Raw genomic sequence first — 21,740 nt, 5'->3', positions numbered from 1 at the left:
TCAAGGCGACGTTGAGCGACCTCGGGTGCCCAGGAACAATCGGGAAGCGCACATAGCCCTTCGGCATCGCCGGTGACACCGCGACGTCCGTCTTCTACGCCACTCTCCCGGCCGACCGGCAGCGGCCCCACGAACGGGCCGAGGCCACGACGACCACCGCGCCGAGCCCGAACAGTGTCTTGCGATCGAGCCGGGTGCCGCCTTTTGACGCCCCCTCGGGCGGGGGCGCGGAACCGGCGACAGCGGAACCTTCTGTTCCACTCGGATCAACCCTCCTGGAAGCCCCGCAGGATCCAGTCGAACTGCTTTCTGGTGGTAGGCCACTCGTCGGCCGGCGAAGCCGCGTAGATGGCGTACTCGGTGCCGTCACTGTCCACGTACCCGACGTCAATCGCACGGTAGGGCCCCGGGAAGTAGTGCGGCGGGTCTTTGGCCAGTGCGTTCCACGTGTACTCCCAACGGACGCCCGGCAGGTCGCGGAACAGCTCCTCCTTGAGGCTCACCCGATGGTAATGCTGCAGCTTTGAGACCCGCTGCTCCAAGTTGCTCATGTGCTCATACGCGGTGCTGAAGTCCGGCGCGGTGTCGACGGCAATCCGCACGAGGTGCTTGCCCTTGTCGGGCGAGTAGTCGACCTGCCGAAGGCCGTCCTGGTCGATGGAGACGGACCGCTTCCACCCCTTGGGCAAGGAGACACTGAACCCCACCGGGTCGTTGCGCCGCTCCCAATCGGCCGGAACCCCACCCGTGGCCGGGCTCGACGTGGGGCTGGGCGAGGTGCTCGACGAGGCCGAAGTGCCGCCCTTGTCCCGCCCCTCGTCCCACTTCTGCAGGGCGACCGCGGTCCCGGCGCTGACGACCGCGGCGAGCGCGACGACGAGCGCGACGGACCGCAGCCGGCGGCGCCTGGGCGGGGCTGCCGAGGTCGTGCCGGTGTGGTGCGGCGGGCCGACGACCGTGGAAACGGGGGCCTGGGCGTACGGGGTGCCCGACTGGTACGTCGGGCCCGTGCCCGAGGAGTACGACGGTCCCGTGGCCGAGGGATACGACGTTCCGCCGACCGGTGTGCCCGTGGTCGGTGCGCCGAGCCCACTGTGGGAGTTCCTGTGCGCCCCCGGCTCATAGCGGGAATCCATGTGCTGCGTCGGCAGATACGCCTGTGCCGTGCCCGGCCGCCGCCCCTCCGCCGCCTCGGCGAGCATCTGCTCGGCCTCGGCGGGGCCGGGCCGCACGGCGGGGTCCTTGCGCAGCAGGGCGGCGATGACGGGCCCGAGCGGGCCGGCGCTCCGCGGCTCGGCGGGCTCCTCGTCGACGACGGCCTGCATGGTGGTCAGCGGGGTCGTACGGCGGAACGGCGACCGTCCTTCGACCGCCGTGTACAGCGTGGCACCGAGCGCCCACAGGTCGGCGGAGGGACCGGGGTCGGCGCCGCGGACCCGCTCGGGGGCGAGGTAGTCGACCGAGCCGACGACCTCTCCGGTGCGGGTGATGGTGGTGTCGCCCTCGATCTGGGCGATCCCGAAGTCGGTGAGCAGGACGCGGCCGTCCCGCGCGAGGAGGACGTTGCCGGGTTTCACATCCCTGTGCAGGACCCCGGCGGAGTGCGCGGCACGCAGGGCCCGCAGCACCCACAGCCCGATCCGGGCCGCCTCACGCGCCTCGACGCGCCCCTCCTCCTTGACGGCGTCGGCCAGCGAGCGGCCCTCGACCAGCTCCATCACGATCCAGGGCCGGCCGTCGTGGTCGAGCACGTCGTGCACGGTGACGACGGCCGAGTGGTTGATCCGGGCGGCCGCGCGGGCCTCGGCGCGGGTACGGGCCAGCAGCACGGCCTGGTCGCTCTCGGAAACGTAGAGCGCGGCGGTCAGCTCCTTGATCGCCACGGCCCGGTGCAGCACCTCGTCGTGGGCACGCCAGACCCGGCCCATGCCGCCCTTGCCTATCGGGTCGGCGAGCCGGTAGCGCCCCGCGAGGAGCAGGCCCTGCATCTGATTCACGTTGCCCCGCAATGCTCTTGACGCAGTCAGACTAAGGACCGGCCCGCACCGAGGGGAACCAGGGGGGCCTCAAGGAGACCTCACTGTGACGGTTGTCGCTTCCGCGAAGTACGAGTGAACCCGCGCCGCCGCCACGGCGTCCGTCAGCCGGTCACCTGGTATGTGGCCGACGCCTGCTCGTACAGCCGGGTCACCTCGTCCCGCTCCGCCTCCGGGCCGCGCACCTGCACCACGTGGTACTTCCCGCCGATCAGGATCGACAGATTGCGCACGTACAGCTCGCGCCCGTCGTCGCCGGTCCAGGTGAACTGCCCCTCGGCCATGCTCCTGGTGCCCACCTGGATCGACTTCAGCCCGGTGGCGGTGGCCCAGCTGGAGTCGCGGTACGGCTGGAGCTCGGGCTCCTTCTCGCGCTGGTAGACCATCGGATCGCCGCCGTTCGCGGCCGCGGTGTCCCGCCCGGGGACGACGATCAGCTCGAAGCCGCCCCGCGAGTAGACCACCTGGCTGCGGCCGTTCCTCGGGGTGCGGTCCCAGCCGTCGGCCACCGCGACCTTGAAGCCCTCGGCGTCCGTGCGCAGGGTGAAGCCGTCGGCGACCTCGGGCCCGGCGGTCTGGGTCTCGGCGGCACCGCTGGACTGCGACGGCTCAGGGGTGGTCGGCTCCGGCCGGGGCCCACCGCCGGCCTCCGGGGACTGCGCCGGACCGGCCTGACTGGTGGAACCCGTCTCCTGCGCGGCGCCCTTGTCGCCGGAGCCCGCCTTCGGCATGAAGTACATGGCGTACGCGATCGCCGCGGCCATCACCAGCAGGATGAGCAGCAGCAGATTGCGGCCGAGACGGCGCGGTGAAGCGGCAACCTCCTCCCGGGCCCGCTTGTGCCGTCCGTGCGTCGCGGGCAGTCCGGCGCGCCGCCTGCGCACCAACTCGCCCCGCCGCCGCACGATCGGCAGCCGGCTCGCGTCCACGGGCGGCGCGGCGACGACATGGGCACCGGCCTCCGGCTCGGGCGCGGACCGCACCAGCGACCGCAGCCAGCCGCGCAGTTCCTCGAAGTCCAGCCGCTCGGTCGGGTCCTGCCGCAGCAGCGACTCCACGACCGGCCTCAGCGGGCCGCACTCCTCCGCGAAGGCGGGCGGCTCGGCGCACACCAGCTGCACCAGCTCGGCCGTCGACTCCTCGGGATAGGGCGCGTGCCCCTGCACGGCCCGGAACAACAACGCCCCGAGCGCCCACAGATCGGTCGCGGGCCCGATGGGCGCGGCCAGCTGCCAGTTCTCGTGCACCGGCCCGGCCTGCTCCGGCGCCCATCGCTCGGTGACGGGCCCCACCACGGCCATCCGCGCCTGCCGCGCCCGCTCGGCGGCGAGCGCGGTGGCGGGGCCGCGGCGGGCGGGGGCGTCGGTGGGCGGGAGGTCCTCCCAGCGGGTGGGCGCGGCCGCCCGGTCAACGGCGGGCACGGCGTCAGAAGCGGGCACCTCGTCGACGGGCGCCGCACCCCCACCCCGCGGCACAGCACCGTGCCAGGGAGCGGGGCGCACTCCATAGGGGTCGGCTGTCCGCCCCGCAGCCCCACCCCCGGGCGCCTGCTCGACACCACCCACGGCGGGATACGGCGACTGCGCAAGCCCGTTGGCCGACGGATACGGCGACTGCGGCACGCCCCCGTTGGTCTGTACGGCGGGGTCGGCGCCGCGCGTTCGTGCGGCGGGACCGGCTTCCGGTGCCGGGCGGGCTCCGGGCAGTGCGGCCCTGCCGTTCTGCGCCTCCTGGACCCGGGCCGCGGCCCGGGCGCCCGCGCGATAGGCGGCGATCGCCCCGGCCCGCGCCGCCCGGATGTCCGTACCGCCGTCGGGCTCCCGGCGGACGAGCTCGGCCGACGCCCCGGTGCCCTCCGCCCCCTCCACACCGGCGCTGGGCAGCCCTCGGGCCTCCCGCGCCTCGATCGCGGCCCGCCGGGCGGCCTCGGGATCGCCTCCACCGAAGGTGACCGCACCACCCGGACCCGGCCCGGCGTTCTGAGCGCCCAGCCCGAAGGCCGCACCGGTGCCGCCGTTGCCCGGAGCCGTACGAGCGCCGCCCGCACCGCCTCGTCCACCGGCCGGGCCCGTCGACTGCCCGGGAACCGGGTGTGCGCCAGGTCCGCCACGCCGGTCGGTCCCATGGCCCGGGCCCTCGCCCGCCCCGGCCCCCGGCTCCCCGCCCCCGGCGCCCCATTCGCCCGCCTCGGCCGGCACCGGGTCATAGCCGCACAGCGCCTCCTCGGCCGCGCCCACCGCGAGGCCGGTGAGCATGACCCGGCCGTCGTCGCAGACCAGCACCGTGCGGGCGGTGATGTTGCGGTGCACCCAGCCGTGGGCGTGCAGCACCCGCAGCGCCATGAGCACGTCGGAGGCGACCTCGGCCGCCCGATAAGGCGTCAGCGGCTTCTCGGCGAGCAGTGCCGCCAGCGGCCGCGCGGCGACCAACTCGCTGACCACCCACAGCGAACCGCCCTCGGCGAACACGTCGAAGACCTGGTCGAGGCGCGGATGGTCGGGGATCCGGGCGGCGGCCTGCGCGGCCTCGACGGCCCGCCGCACGGCAGGCTCGGTGGGCCGCCGTGCGCCGCCCCGCCCCGAGGTCCGCCGCGCACCCTGCGGTTCCCGGGCCGTGAACCCGTCGGGCAGCCCCTCCGCGTCCAGCACCTCCGCCTCGAGGACCTCGGGCAACGGGACCTGCCTGACCAGGACTTCCTGCCCGCTGTACGTGTCGAAGGCGCGCGTCTCGGTGAGTTCGTACTCGTCGGACGGAGGCAGCGGCAGGCGGTAGCGGTCGGCGAGTACCCGACCCGCATAGTCGTCCACGTTGCCTCCCCCGGCCGCCCGGTTGGTCAATTCCGTTCGCCTCGCGGCCCGTTCCGTATCCGAACCTGGATGCGGACGGTCCACGCTCATTCACGATACGTGCCGGAGGCAACCCGCAAAGAGGGGAATCCAGATATCAGGGCTCAAACACATGACCGTTTACCGCACAGGGCTTCACGACTTCGGTTCGAAGGTGCGAGCGAGCGTCTGCCATGTCTCCTTGCGCAGCTCAGTGCCCCAGTTCGCGGCTTTCGCGGTGTACATCAACGCATATCCGAGATGGCCGTTGACGACGAATCCACGGTCGATCGTCCGGTACTTCGTCCCGCTCTCCACATAGGTGAACTCCCAGTCGGCCGTGTTCCAGCCCCGGTAGCTCACCTTCTCTATTCGGATCTTGGTGTACCCCGAGCGGCGCATGCCCCGCTCCTGGTTCTCCCAGTCCGCCACCGGGTCGCCCTTGGGCGTGCTGGTCCAGGCGACGAGCAGCTTCTGCCCGTCGGGCCCGGTGAACCGGTCGCCCGCGGAACTGCTGGTCCGGAACTTCCACCCCGCGGGCAGCCCGATCGAGTACCCCTGGCTGCCCTGGTACGTCGAGGCCACCGCACCGTCATCGGCAGAGCCCCCCGAACCGGAGGACCCGTCCGAACTCCGGCCGCTCTCCTCCGTACTCGGCGTGTTGGCGGAACCCGCCTCCGACGACGCGGACGCGGACGCAGTTGTGGACGCGTCGGTCTGGGTGCCCCCGCTCTCGTCCTCCTTGGTGTCGGCACTGGCGCTCGCGCCGGCCGTCACCTTGGTGCCGCCGCCCTTCGCCCCGTCGCCGCTGCCATCGTCCCCGCCGAGCGTGAGGGCCAGCACGGTGCCGATCACCGCGAGCGCCACGACCACCGCGATGATCACCAGCGTCCGCCGCGGCACCACGTCGGTCAACGGCGCCCTGGGCACCGGCCTCGGCGCCAGGTCCGGCGGCGGCGTCATCACGGGCCATCCCGAACTGCGGCCGTCCGAGACCGCGTCGGCCTGCCGGGTCTTCCCGTCCCGGACCCCGGCCGCCCCACTCGATGCCGAGGCCGACGCAGACGCCGGAGCCGAGGCCGCCCCGGACGCGGACGACACACTCGCCGCGCCCTTCTCCCGGGACGCGGAAGTCGCCGAGGAAGCCGGGGAGCCAGAAGCCGCCGGAGAAGCCGGAGACGGCGGGGAAGCCTGGGCGGCCGAAGCAGCCTCGGACGCCTGGGCGGGCACCTTGCCGCCACTGGAACCCGCGCTGCCCGAACCCGCCGTACCGCTCCCGGACTTGGTGCGGGACACGGCCGCGGACGTCGCGGCCGCCCCGGCGACCTTCCGCACGGAACGCAGCGCCCCGCGCAGCCGCTCCCCACCCGCACGCTCCTGCGGCTGCGCCGGCAACGGCACCACCCGGGTCGCGTCAGCCTCCGGCTCCGGCTCGGCCTCCTTGGGCGCGGGCGCGTGGATCACCGCGGTGAGCATGGCCCGCGCACGGCTGTCGTCGAGCCGCTGGGCGGGGTCCTTGGTGAGCAGGCCGTAGATGACGTCCCTCAGCGGACCCGCGTTCTTCGGCTCCTCCAGCGGCTCGGTCATCACCGCCGTGAGCGTGGCTATCGCGGACCCCTTGTCGTACGGCGGCGCGCCCTCGACCGCCGCGTACAGCAGCCCGCCGAGCGACCACAGGTCTGCCGCGGGCCCCGGCTTGTGCCCGCGGGCCCGCTCCGGGGAGATGTAGGAGGGCGCCCCGACGAGCATGCCGGTGGAGGTGATGGACGGGTCGCCCTCGACCTGGGCGATGCCGAAGTCGGTGAGCACGACCCGGCCGTCCTCGGAGATCAGCACGTTGGACGGCTTCACGTCCCGGTGCAGGATGCCCTCGCGGTGCGCGGACCTGAGCACGTCGAGGATGGCGAGGCCCACCTCCGCCGCCCGCTTGGGCTCCAGCAGCCCGTCCTCCCGGATGACCTCGGCGAGCGACTTGCCCTCGACGAGCTCCATCACGATCCACGGCCGGTCGTCCTCGTCGACCACGTCGTACACGGTCACCGCGCTGGTGTTGCGGATCCGCGCGATCGCCTTGGCCTCACGCAGCGTGCGCGTGATCAGCCGGCGCTTCTCGTCCTCGTCGATGCTGGACGGGAACCGGAGTTCCTTGACGGCCACCGTCCTGCCCAGGGTCTCGTCCTCGGCGCGCCACACCGTGCCCATGCCTCCGCGGCCGAGCACTCCTCCCAGCCGGTACCGCCCGGCGAGGAGACGCTTGCTCTCGTCCTGCCGGGATGCTCCCGCCCGCTCCGCGTCCGACATGCGTCCCCTCATGAACCCGCCCTGACAGAGCCTCCATTGTCCCTCACCCGACAAGTGCGCGACGCCCAGGGTGCCCCTGGCTCCGCCTCGCCCGCGGCACGGCCCGGCGATGTCGGCACAAAGGTCCCGTCGGCCCGCGGCCACCCTCGACGCACAGTTCCCGCCTGCTCACAGAACCGTCACTCCCACAGACCCCGACCGCCCTCGACCCCCTTTCGCACCCGGCCCCCGCGAGCCCCCTCGCCCTCTCCTTCCGCACCCGGCCCGGCCGGTCCCCGGCACCCACCGGCGCCCGACCTCCGTCACCCCGGCAGGCCCCCCTCGTGGACCGGGGGCAGATCCCGCTGCGCGACCGTGCATGATGGCCCTGACAAGGGAGGTTCGCGATGCCGCCACTACGGACACTACTGGCCGTCCCGGTGTCCGTGGCGCTGCTCGCCCTGTCTCCGCCCGCCTCCCCGGCCCCCTCGTCATCGCCATCGCCCTCGTCATCGCCCACGGACGCGCTGCTCCCGCTGCTGGTGGCGCAGGGCGGCGCCCCCGCCACGGCGCTCCTGGCCCGGGAGCAGACCGGAACCCGTTACGCCGAGGCGGGCCCCGGGATCACCCGCGCCGACCACTTCCGCGCCGGCAGCATCACCAAGACCTTCATCGCGACGGTCGTCCTCCAACTGGCCGCGGAACACCGGCTGAAGCTGTCCGACACGGTCGAGCAGCACCTGCCCGGCCTGGTGCGCGGAGCGGGCAACGACGGCCGCGCGCTGACCCTGCGCGCTCTGCTCACCCACACCAGCGGCCTGCACGACTTCACCGCGGACACCCGGGGCCTGGTTCCCCTCACTCCTGTCCAAGCCGTCCGTATCGCGCTCACCCACCCTCCGGCCCATCCCGGCCGCTACTCCTACTCGAACACCAACTACGTCGTGCTCGGCATGGTGATCCAGCAGGTCACCGGCGACTCCTACGCCGCCGAGGCCGAGCGGCGAATCATCGTCCCGCTGCGTCTGACGGGCACCTCCTTTCCTGGTTCGCGCACCTCGCTCCCCTCCCCGCACGGCCGTGCCTACACCGCCGGCGGGTCCGACATCACCGCGCTCGACCCGCGGGTGGCCGGGGCCGCGGGCGAGCTGGTGAGCACCCTCGCCGATCTGGACCGCTTCTACGCGGCACTGCTCGGCGGACGGCTGCTGTCCCCGTACTGGCTGCACGAGATGACGGACACCCGCACCGCACATGGCCTGTACGGCATGGGGCTGTTCCCGGTGAAGCTGCCGTGCGGCACGACGGTGTGGGGGCACAACGGCCGCATCACCGGCAGCTACGTGCGCACCGCAGCCACGGTCGACGGCCGTCGCGTCCTCACCTTCCGCGTGAACACGACGTCGGTCGCAGACCCCGACCTCGAACCGGCCCTGCTCGCCGCCGAGTTCTGCCCCCGCACCTCGTAGAACGACCGGGTTCCGAACGAAGATCCCGGCTCGCGACACTCGTTCGAGTGACGCTCGGTCAAACGGGGTCGGCAGCTGAGCCGTACGCGGACTCAGCCCGGCTTCAGAGCGGCGCGATGTCCGGCGCCCCCAACCGCGCCGCGTCCGCGGTCAGGTCGTCCGGCTGCCGCTGCGACTCCCGCTCCGCCTCCACCCGCTTCTCGTAGTGCTCGACCTCGCGCTCGATCTGGTCCTTGTCCCAGCCCAGCACCGGCGCCATCAGCTCGGCGGCCTCGCGGGCCGAGCGCACCCCCCGGTCGAAGGTCTCGATGGAGATACGGGTGCGCCGGGTCAGGACGTCGTCCAGATGCCGCGCACCCTCGTGCGAGGCGGCGTAGACGATCTCGGCGCGCAGATAGTCGTCGGCGGCCTGCAGCGGCTCGCCCAGCGTGGCGTCGGACGCGATGAGGTCGAGGACCTCCTCCGCGAGGCTGCCGTACCGATTCAGCAGATGTTCGACCCGGACGACGTGAAGCCCCGTCCGCGCCGCGATCCGCGCCCGCGCGTTCCACAGCGCCCGGTAGCCCTCGGCGCCCAGCAGCGGTACGTCCTCCGTGACACATTCGGCGACCCGGGTGTCGAGCCCGTGCACCGCCTCGTCGACGGCGTCCTTGGCCATCACGCGGTAGGTCGTGTACTTGCCGCCCGCCACGACGACGAGTCCCGGCACCGGATGCGCCACGGTGTGCTCGCGGGAGAGCTTGCTGGTGGCGTCCGACTCACCGGCGAGCAGGGGCCGCAGGCCCGCGTACACGCCCTGGACGTCGTCCCTGGTCAGCGGCACCGCGAGCACCGAGTTCACGTGCTCCAGCAGATAGTCGATGTCCGCGCTGGAGGCGGCCGGGTGGGCCTTGTCGAGGTCCCAGTCGGTGTCGGTGGTGCCGATGATCCAGTGCCGGCCCCAGGGGATGACGAACAGCACGGACTTCTCGGTGCGCAGGATCAGTCCGGTCGAGGAGTGGATGCGGTCCTTGGGCACGACGAGGTGGATGCCCTTCGAGGCGCGGACGTGGAACTGTCCCCGCTCGCCGACCATCGCCTGGGTGTCGTCGGTCCACACCCCGGTCGCGTTGACCACCTGCTTGGCGCGGATCTCGTACTCGCCGCCCGCCTCGACGTCCTGCACCCGGGCCCCGACCACGCGCTCGCCCTCGCGCAGGAACCCGGTCACCCGCGCCCGGTTGGCGGTCTTGGCGCCGTAGGCGGTCGCCGTGCGCACGAGGGTGGCCACGAAGCGGGCGTCGTCCATCTGGGCGTCGTAGTACTGCAACGCCCCGACCAGCGCGTCCTTCCTCAAGGCGGGCGCGACACGCAGGGCGTGACGGTGGCTCAGGTGGCGGTGGGCGGGCAGACCCCGGCCGTGTCCCCGGGCCATCGACATGGCGTCGTAGAGCGCGACGCCCGAGCCCGCGTACAGGCGCTCCCAGCCCTTGTGCTGCAAGGGGTACAGGAAGGCAACGGGCTTCACGAGATGCGGGGCGAGCCGCTCCAGCAAGAGCCCCCGCTCCTTCAACGCCTCGCGTACGAGGGCGAAGTCGAGCATCTCCAGATAGCGCAGGCCGCCGTGTATCAGCTTGCTGGAGCGGCTGGAGGTGCCTGACGCCCAGTCACGCGCCTCGACCAGCCCCACGGACAGGCCCCGGGTCACCGCGTCGAGCGCGGTACCCGCACCGACCACGCCGGCTCCCACCACCAGAATGTCCAGTTCGCGCTCGGCCATCGCCGCGAGTGACTCGGCGCGCTGCGCCGGCCCCAGTGTCGCTGTCCTCACCACTGCTGCCTCCAGCTGTAGATCGCACCGGTCACCGTCGAGGGCCGGATCTTCCTTGGGGAGTGGCCCGGTCCGTATCCCCCATGCCCAAATTCTGACCGGGTTGCCCGACTTCAGCCACCAGTCGCCCTCAGCCTGTGGATAACTTTCACCGCTGCGTAGGCCAAAGCTCACAACCCCACAGGAAGACACACGGGATCAATCCCGTATTTCGGTCATATTTACTCCTAGTCTGACATTGCGCTCGCTCGTCCAGTCCACAGGGCTTGCGCACCTGTCCCGCTTCGGTTACTGGGAAGGACGGCCCACGCCATGCCCGCAGATCTCGCCGTGATCGGACTCGGTCCCTACGGACTGCCCCTGGCCCAGGCCGCTGTCGCCGCCGGCATCTCCACCCTCGGCTACCGCACCGGCCCCGAGGCCGGCTCCCTCAGCCCCGCCGAACTGCGCCGGATGCTCTCGGGGGGCTTCCGGACGGCCGCGGGCCCGGCCGAACTCGGCCGCGTCCGTACGGCGGTCATCTGCGCGCCGACCCCGGCGGGTCCGGACGGCGGCCTGGACCTGAGCCAGGTAGAGGCGGCCGCCCGCACCCTGAGCACCCACCTGCGCCCGCACACCACCGTCATCCTGGAGTCCCCGGTCCCGCCGGGCACCACCGAGGAATTCCTGCGCCCGCTCCTCGAAAAGGGCTCGGGTCTGCGCGCGGGCCGTGACTTCCACCTCGCCTACTCCCCCACCCGCGTGGACCCCGGCAACCGCGACTTCACGCCCGCCACCACCCCCAAGGTGATCGGCGGCCTCACGCCCGCGTGCACGGAGTCGGCAGCCGCCTTCTACTCGCGTCTCACCGACAAGGTGGTACGCGCGCGTGGCCCGCGTGAGGCGGAGACGGTCCAGCTCCTGGAGACAAACTTCCGGCACGTCAACATCGCCCTCGTCAACGAGATGGCCGTCCTCTGCCACGACCTCGGCGTCGACCTCTGGGACGTCATCCGCTGCGCGGAGACCAAGCCCTTCGGCTTCCAGGCCTTCCGCCCCGGCCCGGGCGTCGGCGGCCACGCGGTCCCCCGGGACTTCCGCGGCGCCGGCCGCTCCCTGCGCATGGTCGAACTCGCCCGGCAGGTCAACGACCAGATGCCCCGTTACGTCGTCCAGCGCGCCGCGGCCCTCCTCAACGAGCACGGCAAGTCCGCCCGCGGTGCCCGTGTCCTCCTCCTCGGTATCACCTACAAGCCCGACCTCGCCGACCAGCAGGGCACGCCCGCCCAGGAGGTCGCCGTACGCCTGATGGAACTCGGCGCGTCCGTCAGCTACCACGACCCCCACATCCCGTCCTGGAGCGTCCTGGACCGCCCGGTCCCCCGCGCGGACTCCCTCTACGAGGCGGCGGCCGACGCGGACCTGACGATCCTGCTCCAGCAGCACCGGACGTACGACCTGCAGGGCTTGTCGGTGAAGGCGCAGCTGCTGCTGGACACGCGGGGGGCAACACCGACAGGCGCGGCGCACCGCCTCTGACGCCAAAACGCCGGTGGCTCTGTCGGACCCACCTGTTAATCTCCCCTCACTCGTCGCACAGTCGTGCGCACGCTTCTCTGCTTCACCATTCCGCTCGTTCCATCCCGTGGGGGGATTCCTGTCATGAGCCAGTCAGCTCCACCGCCTGCCCAGCCGCCTGCCCAGCCCCAGCCCGAGCCGGTCGACGGCAACCCGTACGCGCAGCAGCCTGCCGACGGCGCTCCGGACGCCCCGCAGCCGGGCGCCGTACCCCCGCCTCCGGCACCGGGGGTCCCGTACGGGGCCGTCCCCGCCCCCGCTCCGGTGCGCAACAACGTCGGCCTCGGTCTGGTGGCCGCCTTCGTCGCCGCCGTGGTCGCCGGCGGGGTCTACGGCGCGATCATCGGCCTGACCAAGCACGAGATCGGCTGGGCGGCGGTCGGCGTCGGCTTCCTGGTCGGCCTCGCCGCAGGGCGTCTCGGTGGCCGCAACCCCGTGCTGCCGGTCGCGAGCGCGGTCCTGTCGCTGGGTGCCGTCTACATCGGCCAGCTGGTGGGCGAGGCCATGATCGCCGCCAAGGAGACCCCGCTGAGCTTCAGCGAACTCTTCTTCCAGCACTTCGACGTCCTCCAGGAGGCCTGGAAGGCGGACGCCGACCCGCTGACGTTCGTGTTCTTCGCGATCGCCGCGTACGTCGCCTTCACCGGCGCCAGGAAGGCGGCGCTCTGACGCTGCCGGTGCCCGGCGAAGGGGCGGCGCATCGGTGGTGAAGGGGGGCGCGCGGGTGCGGCGGGCTCCGGGGCTGGTGGCACGCGGGGGGCGGCGCGGGTACCTTACGGAGACAGGTGGGGGTCGGTCGCAGTAGGCCCTGCGGCAGGCTCGTGGATGGATCACGAAGTGTCCGCCCCTAGTCCACTTGGGGGCGGCCGCTCACCTTCACACCCACCGGGTGGAGCCCACCGCAGTGACCGCTGCGGCAGGCTCCTGGATGGTTCACGGAGTGTCCGCCCCTACGTCTTCTGGGGGCGGCCGCTCACCATCCGAAAATCCGCAAGATCCACCTCCTCCGGCACTTCACCATCCGAAGACGGATCCGGTCCCAACGGGTGGGCTTACGGTGGCGACCCATCGGCGCCCCCTTCCACGACACCGCCCAGTGGCCCGGTGAGACGGTTCGTCGGAAATCGGGCCGGGCCCCGAGGAGCGGGGTCCGGAACCAAATCCTTGGAAGGGGGCGCTCCAGAAGACTGGGGCGCCGAGACGGACGTTATCGCCCCCACCCCGGCTGACCAGCCTGTTTCCGCCCCGAACGCAACCGCGCGCCCCCGCACCACCCCACGCGCCGCCCGCCTCGCAGGGCCCAGGGCACGCGAAAGGCCGGCCACCCCATCCGGGATGACCGGCCCTCAAGCCGCCGTAAGCCCTGCCGCTACCGCTTGTGCTGCGAGTCAGCCACCGTCACCTCGACGCGCTGGAACTCCTTCAGCTCGCTGTACCCGGTGGTGGCCATGGCCCGCTTCAGCGCCCCGAAGAAGTTCATCGAACCGTCGGGGATGTGCGACGGACCGGTGAGCACCTCCTCGATCGTGCCGACCGTGCCGAGGTCGACCTTCTTGCCGCGCGGAAGCTCCTCATTGACGGCCTCCATGCCCCAGTGGTGGCCGCGGCCCGGCCCGTCGGTGGCGCGGGCGAGCGGGGAGCCCATCATCACGGCGTCCGCGCCGCAGGCGATCGCCTTGGGGAGGTCGCCGGACCAGCCGACACCGCCGTCGGCGATCACGTGCACGTACCGGCCGCCGGACTCGTCCATGTAGTCCCGTCGGGCCGCGGCCACGTCGGCCACCGCGGTCGCCATCGGGACCTGGATGCCCAGCACGTTCCGCGTCGTGTGCGCCGCGCCGCCGCCGAAGCCGACCAGGACGCCCGCGGCGCCGGTGCGCATCAGGTGCAGGGCGGCCGTGTACGTGGCGCAGCCGCCGACGATCACCGGGACGTCGAGCTCGTAGATGAACTGCTTGAGGTTCAGCGGCTCGTGCGAACCGGAGACGTGCTCCGCCGAGACCGTCGTACCGCGGATGACGAAGATGTCCACGCCCGCGTCCACGACGGCCTTGGAGAACTGCGCGGTGCGCTGCGGGGAGAGCGCGGCGGCCGTGACCACGCCGGAGTCGCGCACCTCCTTGATGCGCGCGCCGATCAGCTCCTCCTTGATGGGGGCGGAGTAGATCTCCTGGAGCCGCCGGGTCGCCGTCTCGGAGTCCAGGCCGACGATCTCGTCGAGCAGCGGCTGCGGGTCCTCGTGCCGCGTCCACAGGCCCTCGAGGTTCAGCACGCCCAGGCCGCCGAGCTCGCCGATGCGGATCGCGGTGGCCGGGGAGACGACCGAGTCCATGGGGGCGGCCAGGAACGGCAGCTCGAAGCGGTAGGCGTCGATCTGCCAGGCGATCGAGACCTCCTTCGGGTCGCGCGTACGACGGCTGGGGACGACGGCGATGTCGTCGAAGGCGTACGCCCGGCGGCCGCGCTTGCCGCGCCCGATCTCGATCTCAGTCACGTGTGTGGCCTTTCCCTGATGCGTTGCAGCGCCTTCCAGTATCCCCGACGGGTACGACAAGGGCGGCCCCGGATGCCCCGGGACCGCCCTCACGCGTGCGTGGCTCTCAGCAAAGGCTCACTTGCGGCTGTAGTTCGGGGCCTCGACCGTCATCTGGATGTCGTGCGGGTGCGACTCCTTCAGACCCGCCGAGGTGATCCGCACGAAGCGGCCCTTGGACTCCATCTCGTCGATGGTGGCCGCGCCCACGTAACCCATGGTCTGGCGCAGTCCGCCGACGAGCTGGTGCAGGACGCTGGAGAGCGGGCCGCGGTAGGGCACCTGGCCCTCGATGCCCTCGGGCACGAGCTTGTCGTCGGAGCCGACCTCGGCCTGGAAGTAGCGGTCCTTCGAGTACGACTTCGCCTGGCCGCGCGACTGCATGGCACCCAGCGAACCCATACCGCGGTACGACTTGAACTGCTTGCCGTTGATGAACTGCAGCTCGCCGGGCGACTCCTCGCAGCCGGCGAGCAGCGAGCCGAGCATCACGGTGTCGGCGCCGGCGGCGAGCGCCTTGCCGATGTCACCGGAGTACTGCAGGCCGCCGTCACCGATCAGCGGGATGCCCGCCGGACGGGCGGCGAGGGAGGCCTCGTAGATGGCGGTGACCTGGGGGACGCCGATGCCGGCGACCACGCGGGTGGTGCAGATCGAGCCGGGGCCCACGCCCACCTTGATGCCGTCGACACCGGCGTCGATCAGCGCCTGGGCGCCGTCGCGGGTGGCGACGTTGCCGCCGATCACGTCGACGCCGACGCTGGACTTGATCTTCGACATCCAGCTCAGCGCGTTGCTGTTGTGGCCGTGCGAGGTGTCCACGACGAGGAAGTCCACCCCGGCCTCGGCGAGCGCCTGGGCGCGCTCCAGGGCCTCGGGGCTGGCGCCGACGGCGGCACCGACGAGCAGGCGGCCCTCGGAGTCCTTGGCGGCGTTGGGGTACTTCTCCGCCTTGACGAAGTCCTTGACGGTGATCAGGCCCTTGAGGACGCCCGCCTCGTCGACGAGGGGAAGCTTCTCGATCTTGTGGCGGCGCAGCAGTTCCATGGCGTCGGTGCCGGAGATGCCGACCTGGCCGGTGACCAGCGGCATCGGCGTCATGACCTCGCGCACCTGACGGCCGCGGTCCGACTCGAAGGCCATGTCGCGGTTGGTGACGATGCCGAGGAGCTTGCCTGCCGGGTCGGTGACCGGGACGCCGCTGATGCGGAACTTGGCGCACAGCGCGTCGGCCTCGGCGAGGGTCGCCTCCGGGTGCACGGTGATCGGGTCGGTGACCATGCCGGACTCGGACCGCTTCACCAGGTCGACCTGGTTGACCTGGTCCTCGACGGAGAGGTTGCGGTGCAGCACGCCGACGCCGCCGAGGCGGGCCATCGCGATCGCCATGCGGGACTCGGTCACCTTGTCCATGGCGGCCGAGAGCAGCGGGATGTTGACCCGGACGTTGCGGGAGATGCGGGACGAGGTGTCGACCGCGTTGGGGAGCACCTCGGACGCTCCCGGCAGCAGCAGCACGTCGTCGTAGGTGAGCCCGAGCGTCGCGAATTTAGCGGGCACTCCGTCGACGTTTGCAGTCATGACACCTTCCCCAATGGCCTTGATCGGTGCGGATGTCCATGCTAACGGGAAGCAAGGGTGGCAAATTCCACCGATTTCACGGTCCGGACCCGCTCCGGGCTTCGTATGTTCGTACGGAAGCGGCGTGCCGCCCGTTCAGGAGCGCGCCCTGCCCAGCGCCGCCCTACTGCTCGGCCAGCGCCCGCAGCCTGCTCAGCGCCCGGTGCTGGGCCACACGGACCGCACCGGGTGACATTCCCAACATCTGACCCGTCTCCTCCGCCGTCAACCCCACGGCGATGCGCAGCAGCAACAGCTCGCGCTGGTTCTCGGGGAGGTTGGCCAGCAGCTTCTTGGCCCATTCGGCGTCACTGCTGAGCAGTGCCCGCTCCTCGGGCCCGAGCGAGTCGTCCGGCCGCTCGGGCATCTCGTCCGAGGGGACGGCCGTGGAACCGGGGTGGCGCATCGCGGCGCGCTGCAGGTCGGCGACCTTGTGCGCGGCGATGGCGAAGACGAACGCCTCGAAGGGGCGCCCGGTGTCGCGGTAGCGCGGCAGGGCGAGGAGGACGGCTACGCAGACCTCCTGCGCGAGGTCCTCCACGAAGTGCCGGGCATCACCCGGAAGACGCGACAGCCGGGTGCGGCAGTAGCGCAGGGCCAGCGGGTGGACATGGGCGAGCAGGTCGTGCGTGGCCTGCTCGTCCCCCTCCACGGCACTGTGGACGAGCGCACCGATCGCCCCATGGGGATGAGCCGCCTCGTCGTCACGCATCGGTCCATGGTGCCCTGGCGTCGTTGGATCCGTGGCATCGCGCTGGTTGTTGTGCACCGAAGCGTTATGAGCAGGTGCGCCGGAACCCATACCCTGCGCCCTCCCCTTCCGCTCGACCGACTCGTCCCCGAGAGACTCCACATCTCCAAGGATGCGGCATCCGCCACGAAACAGGCAGCGGGGCATCGAAGGGGCCGCTCGACCGCGCCCCCTCAGGGGCGCGGGGAACTGCGCGACCAGCCACGAACAACCCGCAGCATTACTACGACCGCACGCGACGGAACACTCAGCGGACCAGGCCCCACCGGAACCCGAGCGCCACCGCGTGCGCCCGGTCCGAAGCACCCAGCTTCTTGAACAACCGCCGCGCGTGCGTCTTGACGGTGTCCTCGGAGAGAAACAGCTCGCGCCCGATCTCCGCGTTGGACCGCCCGTGGCTCATTCCTTCGAGCACCTGGATCTCACGCGCGGTGAGCGTCGGCGCCGCGCCCATCTCCGCCGACCGCAGCCGGCGCGGAGCGAGCCGCCAGGTCGGGTCGGCGAGCGCCTGCGTCACCGTGGCGCGCAACTCCGCGCGCGAGGCGTCCTTGTGGAGGTAGCCACGCGCCCCGGCGGCGACCGCGAGAGCGACCCCGTCGAGGTCCTCGGCGACCGTGAGCATGATGATGCGCGCACCGGGGTCCGCGGACAGCAGCCGCCGCACGGTCTCGACGCCGCCCAGGCCGGGCATGCGTACGTCCATCAGGATCAGGTCCGAGCGGTCCGCGCCCCAGCGGCGGAGGACTTCCTCGCCGTTGGCCGCGGTCGTCACGCGCTCGACGCCGGGCACGGTCGCGACCGCGCGGCGCAGCGCCTCTCGGGCAAGCGGGGAGTCGTCGCAGACGAGGACGGATGTCATGGCCGCCCTCCGCAGCTGATGCACGTCACCTTGAGCCTCCAGGCTGGTACGAAATCGTCACCTGTGCGGTCGACCGTCTCGGACGCCTGCCCGAGCGCTTGTTGCTTCAACCGCCTCCGCACTCTCAACGACGGTCACCCGAAAGAGTTACGGGGCTGCGCACTGTCTTCGGCACTCTACGTGAGGGCGCGGACACGGTGCAGACATGCACGACGGACCCACAACGTTTCATCACAACCCATGCCCCATTCAGACCCTTTTCTTCCCATTTTCTGGTGTCTGAGGCTAGATTCGCAATGAGTCATATTTTCATCTCCTTAGATCGTAGATGTACGGTCGTGGACACCGTATCCGCCCAGAACGGCTACAAGGGGTCACGCAATGGCAGATTTCTCCCGCCTTCCCGGACCGAACGCGGACCTGTGGGACTGGCAGCTCCTGGCCGCCTGTCGCGGGGTGGACAGCTCGCTCTTCTTCCATCCGGAGGGTGAGCGCGGTGCGGCGAGGAGCGCTCGCGAGAACTCGGCCAAGGAGGTCTGCATGAGGTGCCCGGTGCGCGCACAGTGTGCGGCGCACGCGTTGGCGGTGAGAGAGCCGTACGGCGTGTGGGGCGGGCTGACCGAGGACGAGCGCGAGGAGCTCATGGGGCGGGCGCGGCACCGGCTGGTGTCGGCGTCAGCCATCGGGAGCGGCACGTCGAACAACTGAAGGAACGTTTCTCCTGAAGGGCACGCACGCGCGTGCCCTTCCCTGTGTCCGCGGGCCTACCGGTCGGCAGCGCGGGCCAGCTGCTCCAGCGTCGCCGCCACCGCGGGCACCTGCGCCAGGTCGGGCAGGGTGAGCGCGACGATCTCCCGCCGGACCGCCGGTTCCAGCGTCACCGTGCGCGCGCTCCGTGGCCGTACGGACTCGACGGCGAGCTGGGGCAGGACGGCGACGCCGAGACCGGCGCCCACCAGGCCGACGACCGCCGGGTAGTCGTCGGTGGCGAAGTCGATGCGGGGGATGAAGCCGGCACCCTCGCACACCTCGACCAACTGGCCGCGGCAGCGCGGGCATCCGGCGATCCACGACTCCCCGGCGAGCTCCCCGATGGCCACGGACCCCGCGCGCGCGAGCCGGTGCCGCTCCGGTACCAGGGCGACGAGCCGGTCGCTCAGCAGGGGCCGTACGACGAGGTCGTCCCACTCGTCGCCGCCCGCGGCCCCCTCGTACCGGAAGGCGAGCGCGATGTCGCAGTCGCCCTCCCTCAACAGGCCCACGGACTGCGGGGGTTCGGCCTCCTCCAGGGAAACCCGGGTGCCGGGGTGGGCGGCGCGCAGGGCCGCGAGGGCGGTGGGGACGAGGGTGGAGCTGCCGCTGGGGAAGGAGACGAGCCGGACGCGCCCGGCCCGCAGCCCGGCGATGGCGGCGACCTCCTCCTCCGCCGCCGTGAGCCCCGCCAGGATGCCGGCGGCGTGCCGCACCAGGGCCTGGCCCGCCTCGGTCAGCCGCATCTCGCGTCCGCTGCGGATGAGCAACGGCGTGCCCACGGACGTCTCCAGAGCCTTCATCTGCTGGCTGACGGCGGGCTGGGTGCAGCCCAGTTCGCGCCCCGCGGCGGAGAAGGAGCCGGTGGCGGCGACGGCGCGCAGGACTCGGAGATGTCGGGCCTCGATCACCCTTCGAGGATAAGCGGTGCTTTGATACGGCGCCGAATAATGCGTGGCACCTTTGGGCCCCGCTCCCCTAGCGTGCCGCCATGAAGCTTCTGTCGGTGAATGTGGGCCGCGCGAAGGCCGTTCCGTACACGGACAACCCGGAGGGCGTCACCGGTATCGCCAAGCGACGGGTCGACGGAGCCGTGCGGGTGGCCGCGCCCGGCCCCAAGGGCATCGGCGGGAGCGCGCTCGCCGGGGACGCGGTGTGCAAGAGGCAGCACCACGGCGGTGACGACCAGGCGGTGTACGCGATGGCGCGCGAGGACCTGGACGAGTGGGAGGGCGAGCTGGGCCGCGCGCTGGCCGACGGCGCCTTCGGCGAGAACCTCACGACCGAGGGCATCGACGTCTCCGGCGCGCTGATAGGCGAACGCTGGCGCATCGGACCCGAGGTGGTGCTCGAGGTCACCAGCGCGCGCATCCCGTGCGGCACCTTCCAGGGCCACATGGGCGAACAGCACTGGGTGAAGCGGTTCACGCAGAAGGGCGCGCCCGGGGCGTACCTGCGGGTGATCCGACCGGGCGAGATCCGGACCGGAGACCCGGTCGAGATCGTGCACCGGCCGGACCACGACGTGACCGTCGCTCTGGCGTTCCGGGCCATGACCACCGAACGGCCGCTCCAGCCGCGGCTGTTGGCGGCGGGCGAGGCTCTCCATCCGGAGCTGCGGAAGTCGGCGCTTCAGTATGTGGAGAAGCACGGCGCCTGACCGGCCCTCGGCAAGCGGACACTGTCGGCCCCGGTCATTAACCTTGCGCCATGACAACGGCATTGATCACGGGATCGACCGCGGGCATCGGTGCCGCGTTCGCACGACGGCTGGCGGCTGACGGGCACAACCTGGTGCTGGTGGCCCGCGACACCAAGCGGCTCCAGGAACAGGCGACCGAACTCCACGACCGCCACGGCATCGAGGCCGAGGTCCTCACCGCCGACCTCGCCACCGACCCCGGCATCGAGGCGGTCGCCGCCCGCCTCGGTGACCGCAGGTCCCCCGTCGACCTCCTCGTCAACAACGCCGGCTTCGGCAACAAGGGGCGCTATCTCGACGTCTCCATGGCCGACGAGCTGAAGATGCTCAAGGTGCACTGCGAGGCGGTGCTGCGACTGACGTCGGCGGCGTCGGAGGCGATGCGGGAGCGGGGGCGGGGCGGTGTCGTCAACGTCGCGTCGGTGGCGGCCTTCGTGCCGCGCGGGACGTACGGCGCCTCGAAGGCGTGGGTCGTGCAGTTCACGCAGGGCGCGGCGCGGGATCTGGCGGGCAGCGGGGTCCGTCTGATGGCCCTGTGCCCGGGCTTCGTGCGGACCGAGTTCCACCAGCGGGCCGGTATGGGCACGGACAACATCCCCGGCTGGATGTGGCTCGACGCGGACAAGCTGGTCGCCGCGGCCCTCACCGACCTGTCCCACGGCAAGACCCTGTCCATCCCGGACCCGCGGTACAAGGCCCTCATGGGACTGGTGAAGGTGGCACCGCGAGGACTGCTGGGCGGGATCACGTCGAGGACGGGGCGTAAGTACGGGCCGCAGTAGGGCCCGAAAAGGCGGACAATGGTGCTGTTCGAACCGGACCCAGGGGGGCCGGAGGTGATCGCGTATGACGTTCGTACAGCTCATCGACTGCAGGACCAGCCGTTTCGACGAGATGGACCGGCTGATGGACACCTGGGTCGAGCAGACCAAGGGGAAGCGGACCGCGACGCACGCGGTGGTCGGCAAGGACCGGTCCGACACATCGCACTTCGTCGAGATCGTGGAGTTCCCGTCGTACGAGGAGGCGATGCGGAACTCGGGACTGCCGGAGACCGAGCGGATTTTCCAGGGGATGGTCGCGCTGTGCGACGAGATGCCGACCTTCACGGATCTGGACGTGGTGCGGGACGAGCGGCTCAACCCGGCGACGTCACGGGAGTTCTTCGAGCGGGCCGGGCGGTCCGAGACGGACGTGGTGTACGAACGGTTCTCCGACGACTACCTGGAGCATGACCCGGCCAACCCCGGCGACGTCGGGCTGCAGGGGTCGCGCGAGGTGTATGCCGGGTGGCTACAGGCCTTCGAACTCGCCTTCCGGGTCGACGACCAGATCGCCCAGGACGACCGGGTGTGCACCCGGTGGACCGTGGCCGGCCGGCACAAGGGCGATTTCCTCGGGATCCCGGCCACCGGCCAGAACGTCACCATGAGCGGCACCACCTGGCACCGGTTCCGGGACGGGATGATCTGCGAGGGCTGGTGGCAGTACGACCGGGCGGGGCTGCTGGAACAGCTCGGGGTGCTCGGGCAGTGACCGGGTGACCCG

Annotated in this window: 16 protein-coding genes; 7 read left to right on the top strand and 9 right to left on the bottom strand. The window is 71.7% G+C overall.

Going from position 1 to position 21,740, the window contains the following annotated elements:
* Positions 1-266 precede the first annotated feature (266 nt).
* The 3 genes from ABZT06_RS19115 to ABZT06_RS19105 all read right to left on the bottom strand — a co-directional run bounded on the left by ABZT06_RS19115 (position 267) and on the right by ABZT06_RS19105 (position 7,162).
* The gene (locus ABZT06_RS19115) at positions 267-1,988 is read right to left on the bottom strand and encodes a serine/threonine-protein kinase (protein WP_355742221.1); all 1,722 of its coding nucleotides are present in this window, start codon (positions 1,986-1,988) and stop codon (positions 267-269) included.
* 152 nt (positions 1,989-2,140) lie between these two features.
* Entirely contained in the window at positions 2,141-4,873 is a 2,733-nt protein-coding gene (locus ABZT06_RS19110) for a protein kinase (protein WP_355741666.1), read from the bottom strand.
* A 144-nt stretch (positions 4,874-5,017) separates the two neighbouring features.
* Entirely contained in the window at positions 5,018-7,162 is a 2,145-nt protein-coding gene (locus ABZT06_RS19105; protein ID WP_355741663.1) for a serine/threonine-protein kinase, read from the bottom strand.
* Between the two features lie 386 nt (positions 7,163-7,548).
* On the opposite strand from ABZT06_RS19105, the gene ABZT06_RS19100 reads away from it, so the two are divergent.
* On the top strand, positions 7,549-8,610 hold the full coding sequence (locus ABZT06_RS19100) for a serine hydrolase domain-containing protein (RefSeq protein ID WP_355741661.1): 1,062 nt from the start codon (positions 7,549-7,551) through the stop codon (positions 8,608-8,610).
* A gap of 103 nt (positions 8,611-8,713) precedes the next feature.
* Here ABZT06_RS19100 and ABZT06_RS19095 read toward each other — a convergent pair whose 3' ends face one another.
* The gene (locus ABZT06_RS19095) at positions 8,714-10,420 is read right to left on the bottom strand and encodes a glycerol-3-phosphate dehydrogenase/oxidase (protein ID WP_355741659.1); all 1,707 of its coding nucleotides are present in this window, start codon (positions 10,418-10,420) and stop codon (positions 8,714-8,716) included.
* A 312-nt stretch (positions 10,421-10,732) separates the two neighbouring features.
* On the opposite strand from ABZT06_RS19095, the gene ABZT06_RS19090 reads away from it, so the two are divergent.
* The gene (locus ABZT06_RS19090; protein WP_355741657.1) at positions 10,733-11,938 is read left to right on the top strand and encodes a nucleotide sugar dehydrogenase; all 1,206 of its coding nucleotides are present in this window, start codon (positions 10,733-10,735) and stop codon (positions 11,936-11,938) included.
* Between the two features lie 123 nt (positions 11,939-12,061).
* The gene (locus ABZT06_RS19085; RefSeq protein ID WP_355741655.1) at positions 12,062-12,646 is read left to right on the top strand and encodes a hypothetical protein; all 585 of its coding nucleotides are present in this window, start codon (positions 12,062-12,064) and stop codon (positions 12,644-12,646) included.
* A gap of 700 nt (positions 12,647-13,346) precedes the next feature.
* Here the strand turns inward: ABZT06_RS19085 and ABZT06_RS19080 are convergent.
* From ABZT06_RS19080 to ABZT06_RS19065, 4 genes are all read right to left on the bottom strand, one after another.
* On the bottom strand, positions 13,347-14,471 hold the full coding sequence (locus tag ABZT06_RS19080) for a GuaB3 family IMP dehydrogenase-related protein (RefSeq protein WP_020135750.1): 1,125 nt from the start codon (positions 14,469-14,471) through the stop codon (positions 13,347-13,349).
* A gap of 117 nt (positions 14,472-14,588) precedes the next feature.
* On the bottom strand, positions 14,589-16,091 hold the full coding sequence (gene guaB / locus ABZT06_RS19075; protein WP_355741652.1) for an IMP dehydrogenase: 1,503 nt from the start codon (positions 16,089-16,091) through the stop codon (positions 14,589-14,591).
* 163 nt (positions 16,092-16,254) lie between these two features.
* The gene (locus tag ABZT06_RS19070) at positions 16,255-16,842 is read right to left on the bottom strand and encodes a sigma-70 family RNA polymerase sigma factor (RefSeq protein ID WP_007384137.1); all 588 of its coding nucleotides are present in this window, start codon (positions 16,840-16,842) and stop codon (positions 16,255-16,257) included.
* Between the two features lie 286 nt (positions 16,843-17,128).
* Complete coding sequence (locus ABZT06_RS19065) at positions 17,129-17,740, bottom strand: response regulator transcription factor (protein WP_003948568.1); 612 nt, start codon at positions 17,738-17,740, stop codon at positions 17,129-17,131.
* Positions 17,741-18,121: 381 nt separating this feature from the next.
* Here ABZT06_RS19065 and ABZT06_RS19060 point away from each other — a divergent pair, with 381 nt between their 5' ends.
* A complete protein-coding gene (locus ABZT06_RS19060) occupies positions 18,122-18,448 on the top strand; it encodes a WhiB family transcriptional regulator (protein WP_355741649.1) in 327 nt (108 codons plus the stop codon).
* A 56-nt stretch (positions 18,449-18,504) separates the two neighbouring features.
* On the opposite strand, the gene ABZT06_RS19055 is transcribed toward ABZT06_RS19060, so the two are convergent.
* Complete coding sequence (locus ABZT06_RS19055; protein WP_355741647.1) at positions 18,505-19,401, bottom strand: LysR family transcriptional regulator; 897 nt, start codon at positions 19,399-19,401, stop codon at positions 18,505-18,507.
* Positions 19,402-19,481: 80 nt separating this feature from the next.
* Here ABZT06_RS19055 and ABZT06_RS19050 point away from each other — a divergent pair, with 80 nt between their 5' ends.
* The 3 genes from ABZT06_RS19050 to ABZT06_RS19040 all read left to right on the top strand — a co-directional run bounded on the left by ABZT06_RS19050 (position 19,482) and on the right by ABZT06_RS19040 (position 21,728).
* Positions 19,482-20,150 carry an MOSC domain-containing protein gene (locus ABZT06_RS19050; RefSeq protein ID WP_355741645.1) on the top strand — a complete coding sequence of 223 codons (669 nt, stop codon included), beginning with the start codon at positions 19,482-19,484 and terminating at the stop codon, positions 20,148-20,150.
* Positions 20,151-20,200: 50 nt separating this feature from the next.
* Positions 20,201-20,974, top strand: coding sequence for an SDR family oxidoreductase (locus ABZT06_RS19045; protein WP_355741643.1), 774 nt, complete (start codon positions 20,201-20,203; stop codon positions 20,972-20,974).
* A 64-nt stretch (positions 20,975-21,038) separates the two neighbouring features.
* Entirely contained in the window at positions 21,039-21,728 is a 690-nt protein-coding gene (locus ABZT06_RS19040; protein ID WP_355741641.1) for an ester cyclase, read from the top strand.
* Positions 21,729-21,740: the final 12 nt, after the last annotated feature.

The sequence above is a fragment of the Streptomyces sp. NPDC005483 genome (genome assembly GCF_040606035.1).
Classification (GTDB): domain Bacteria; phylum Actinomycetota; class Actinomycetes; order Streptomycetales; family Streptomycetaceae; genus Streptomyces.
The sequence above is the reverse complement of the archived record's forward strand: the minus strand, read 5'-3'. Positions and strand labels throughout refer to the sequence as shown.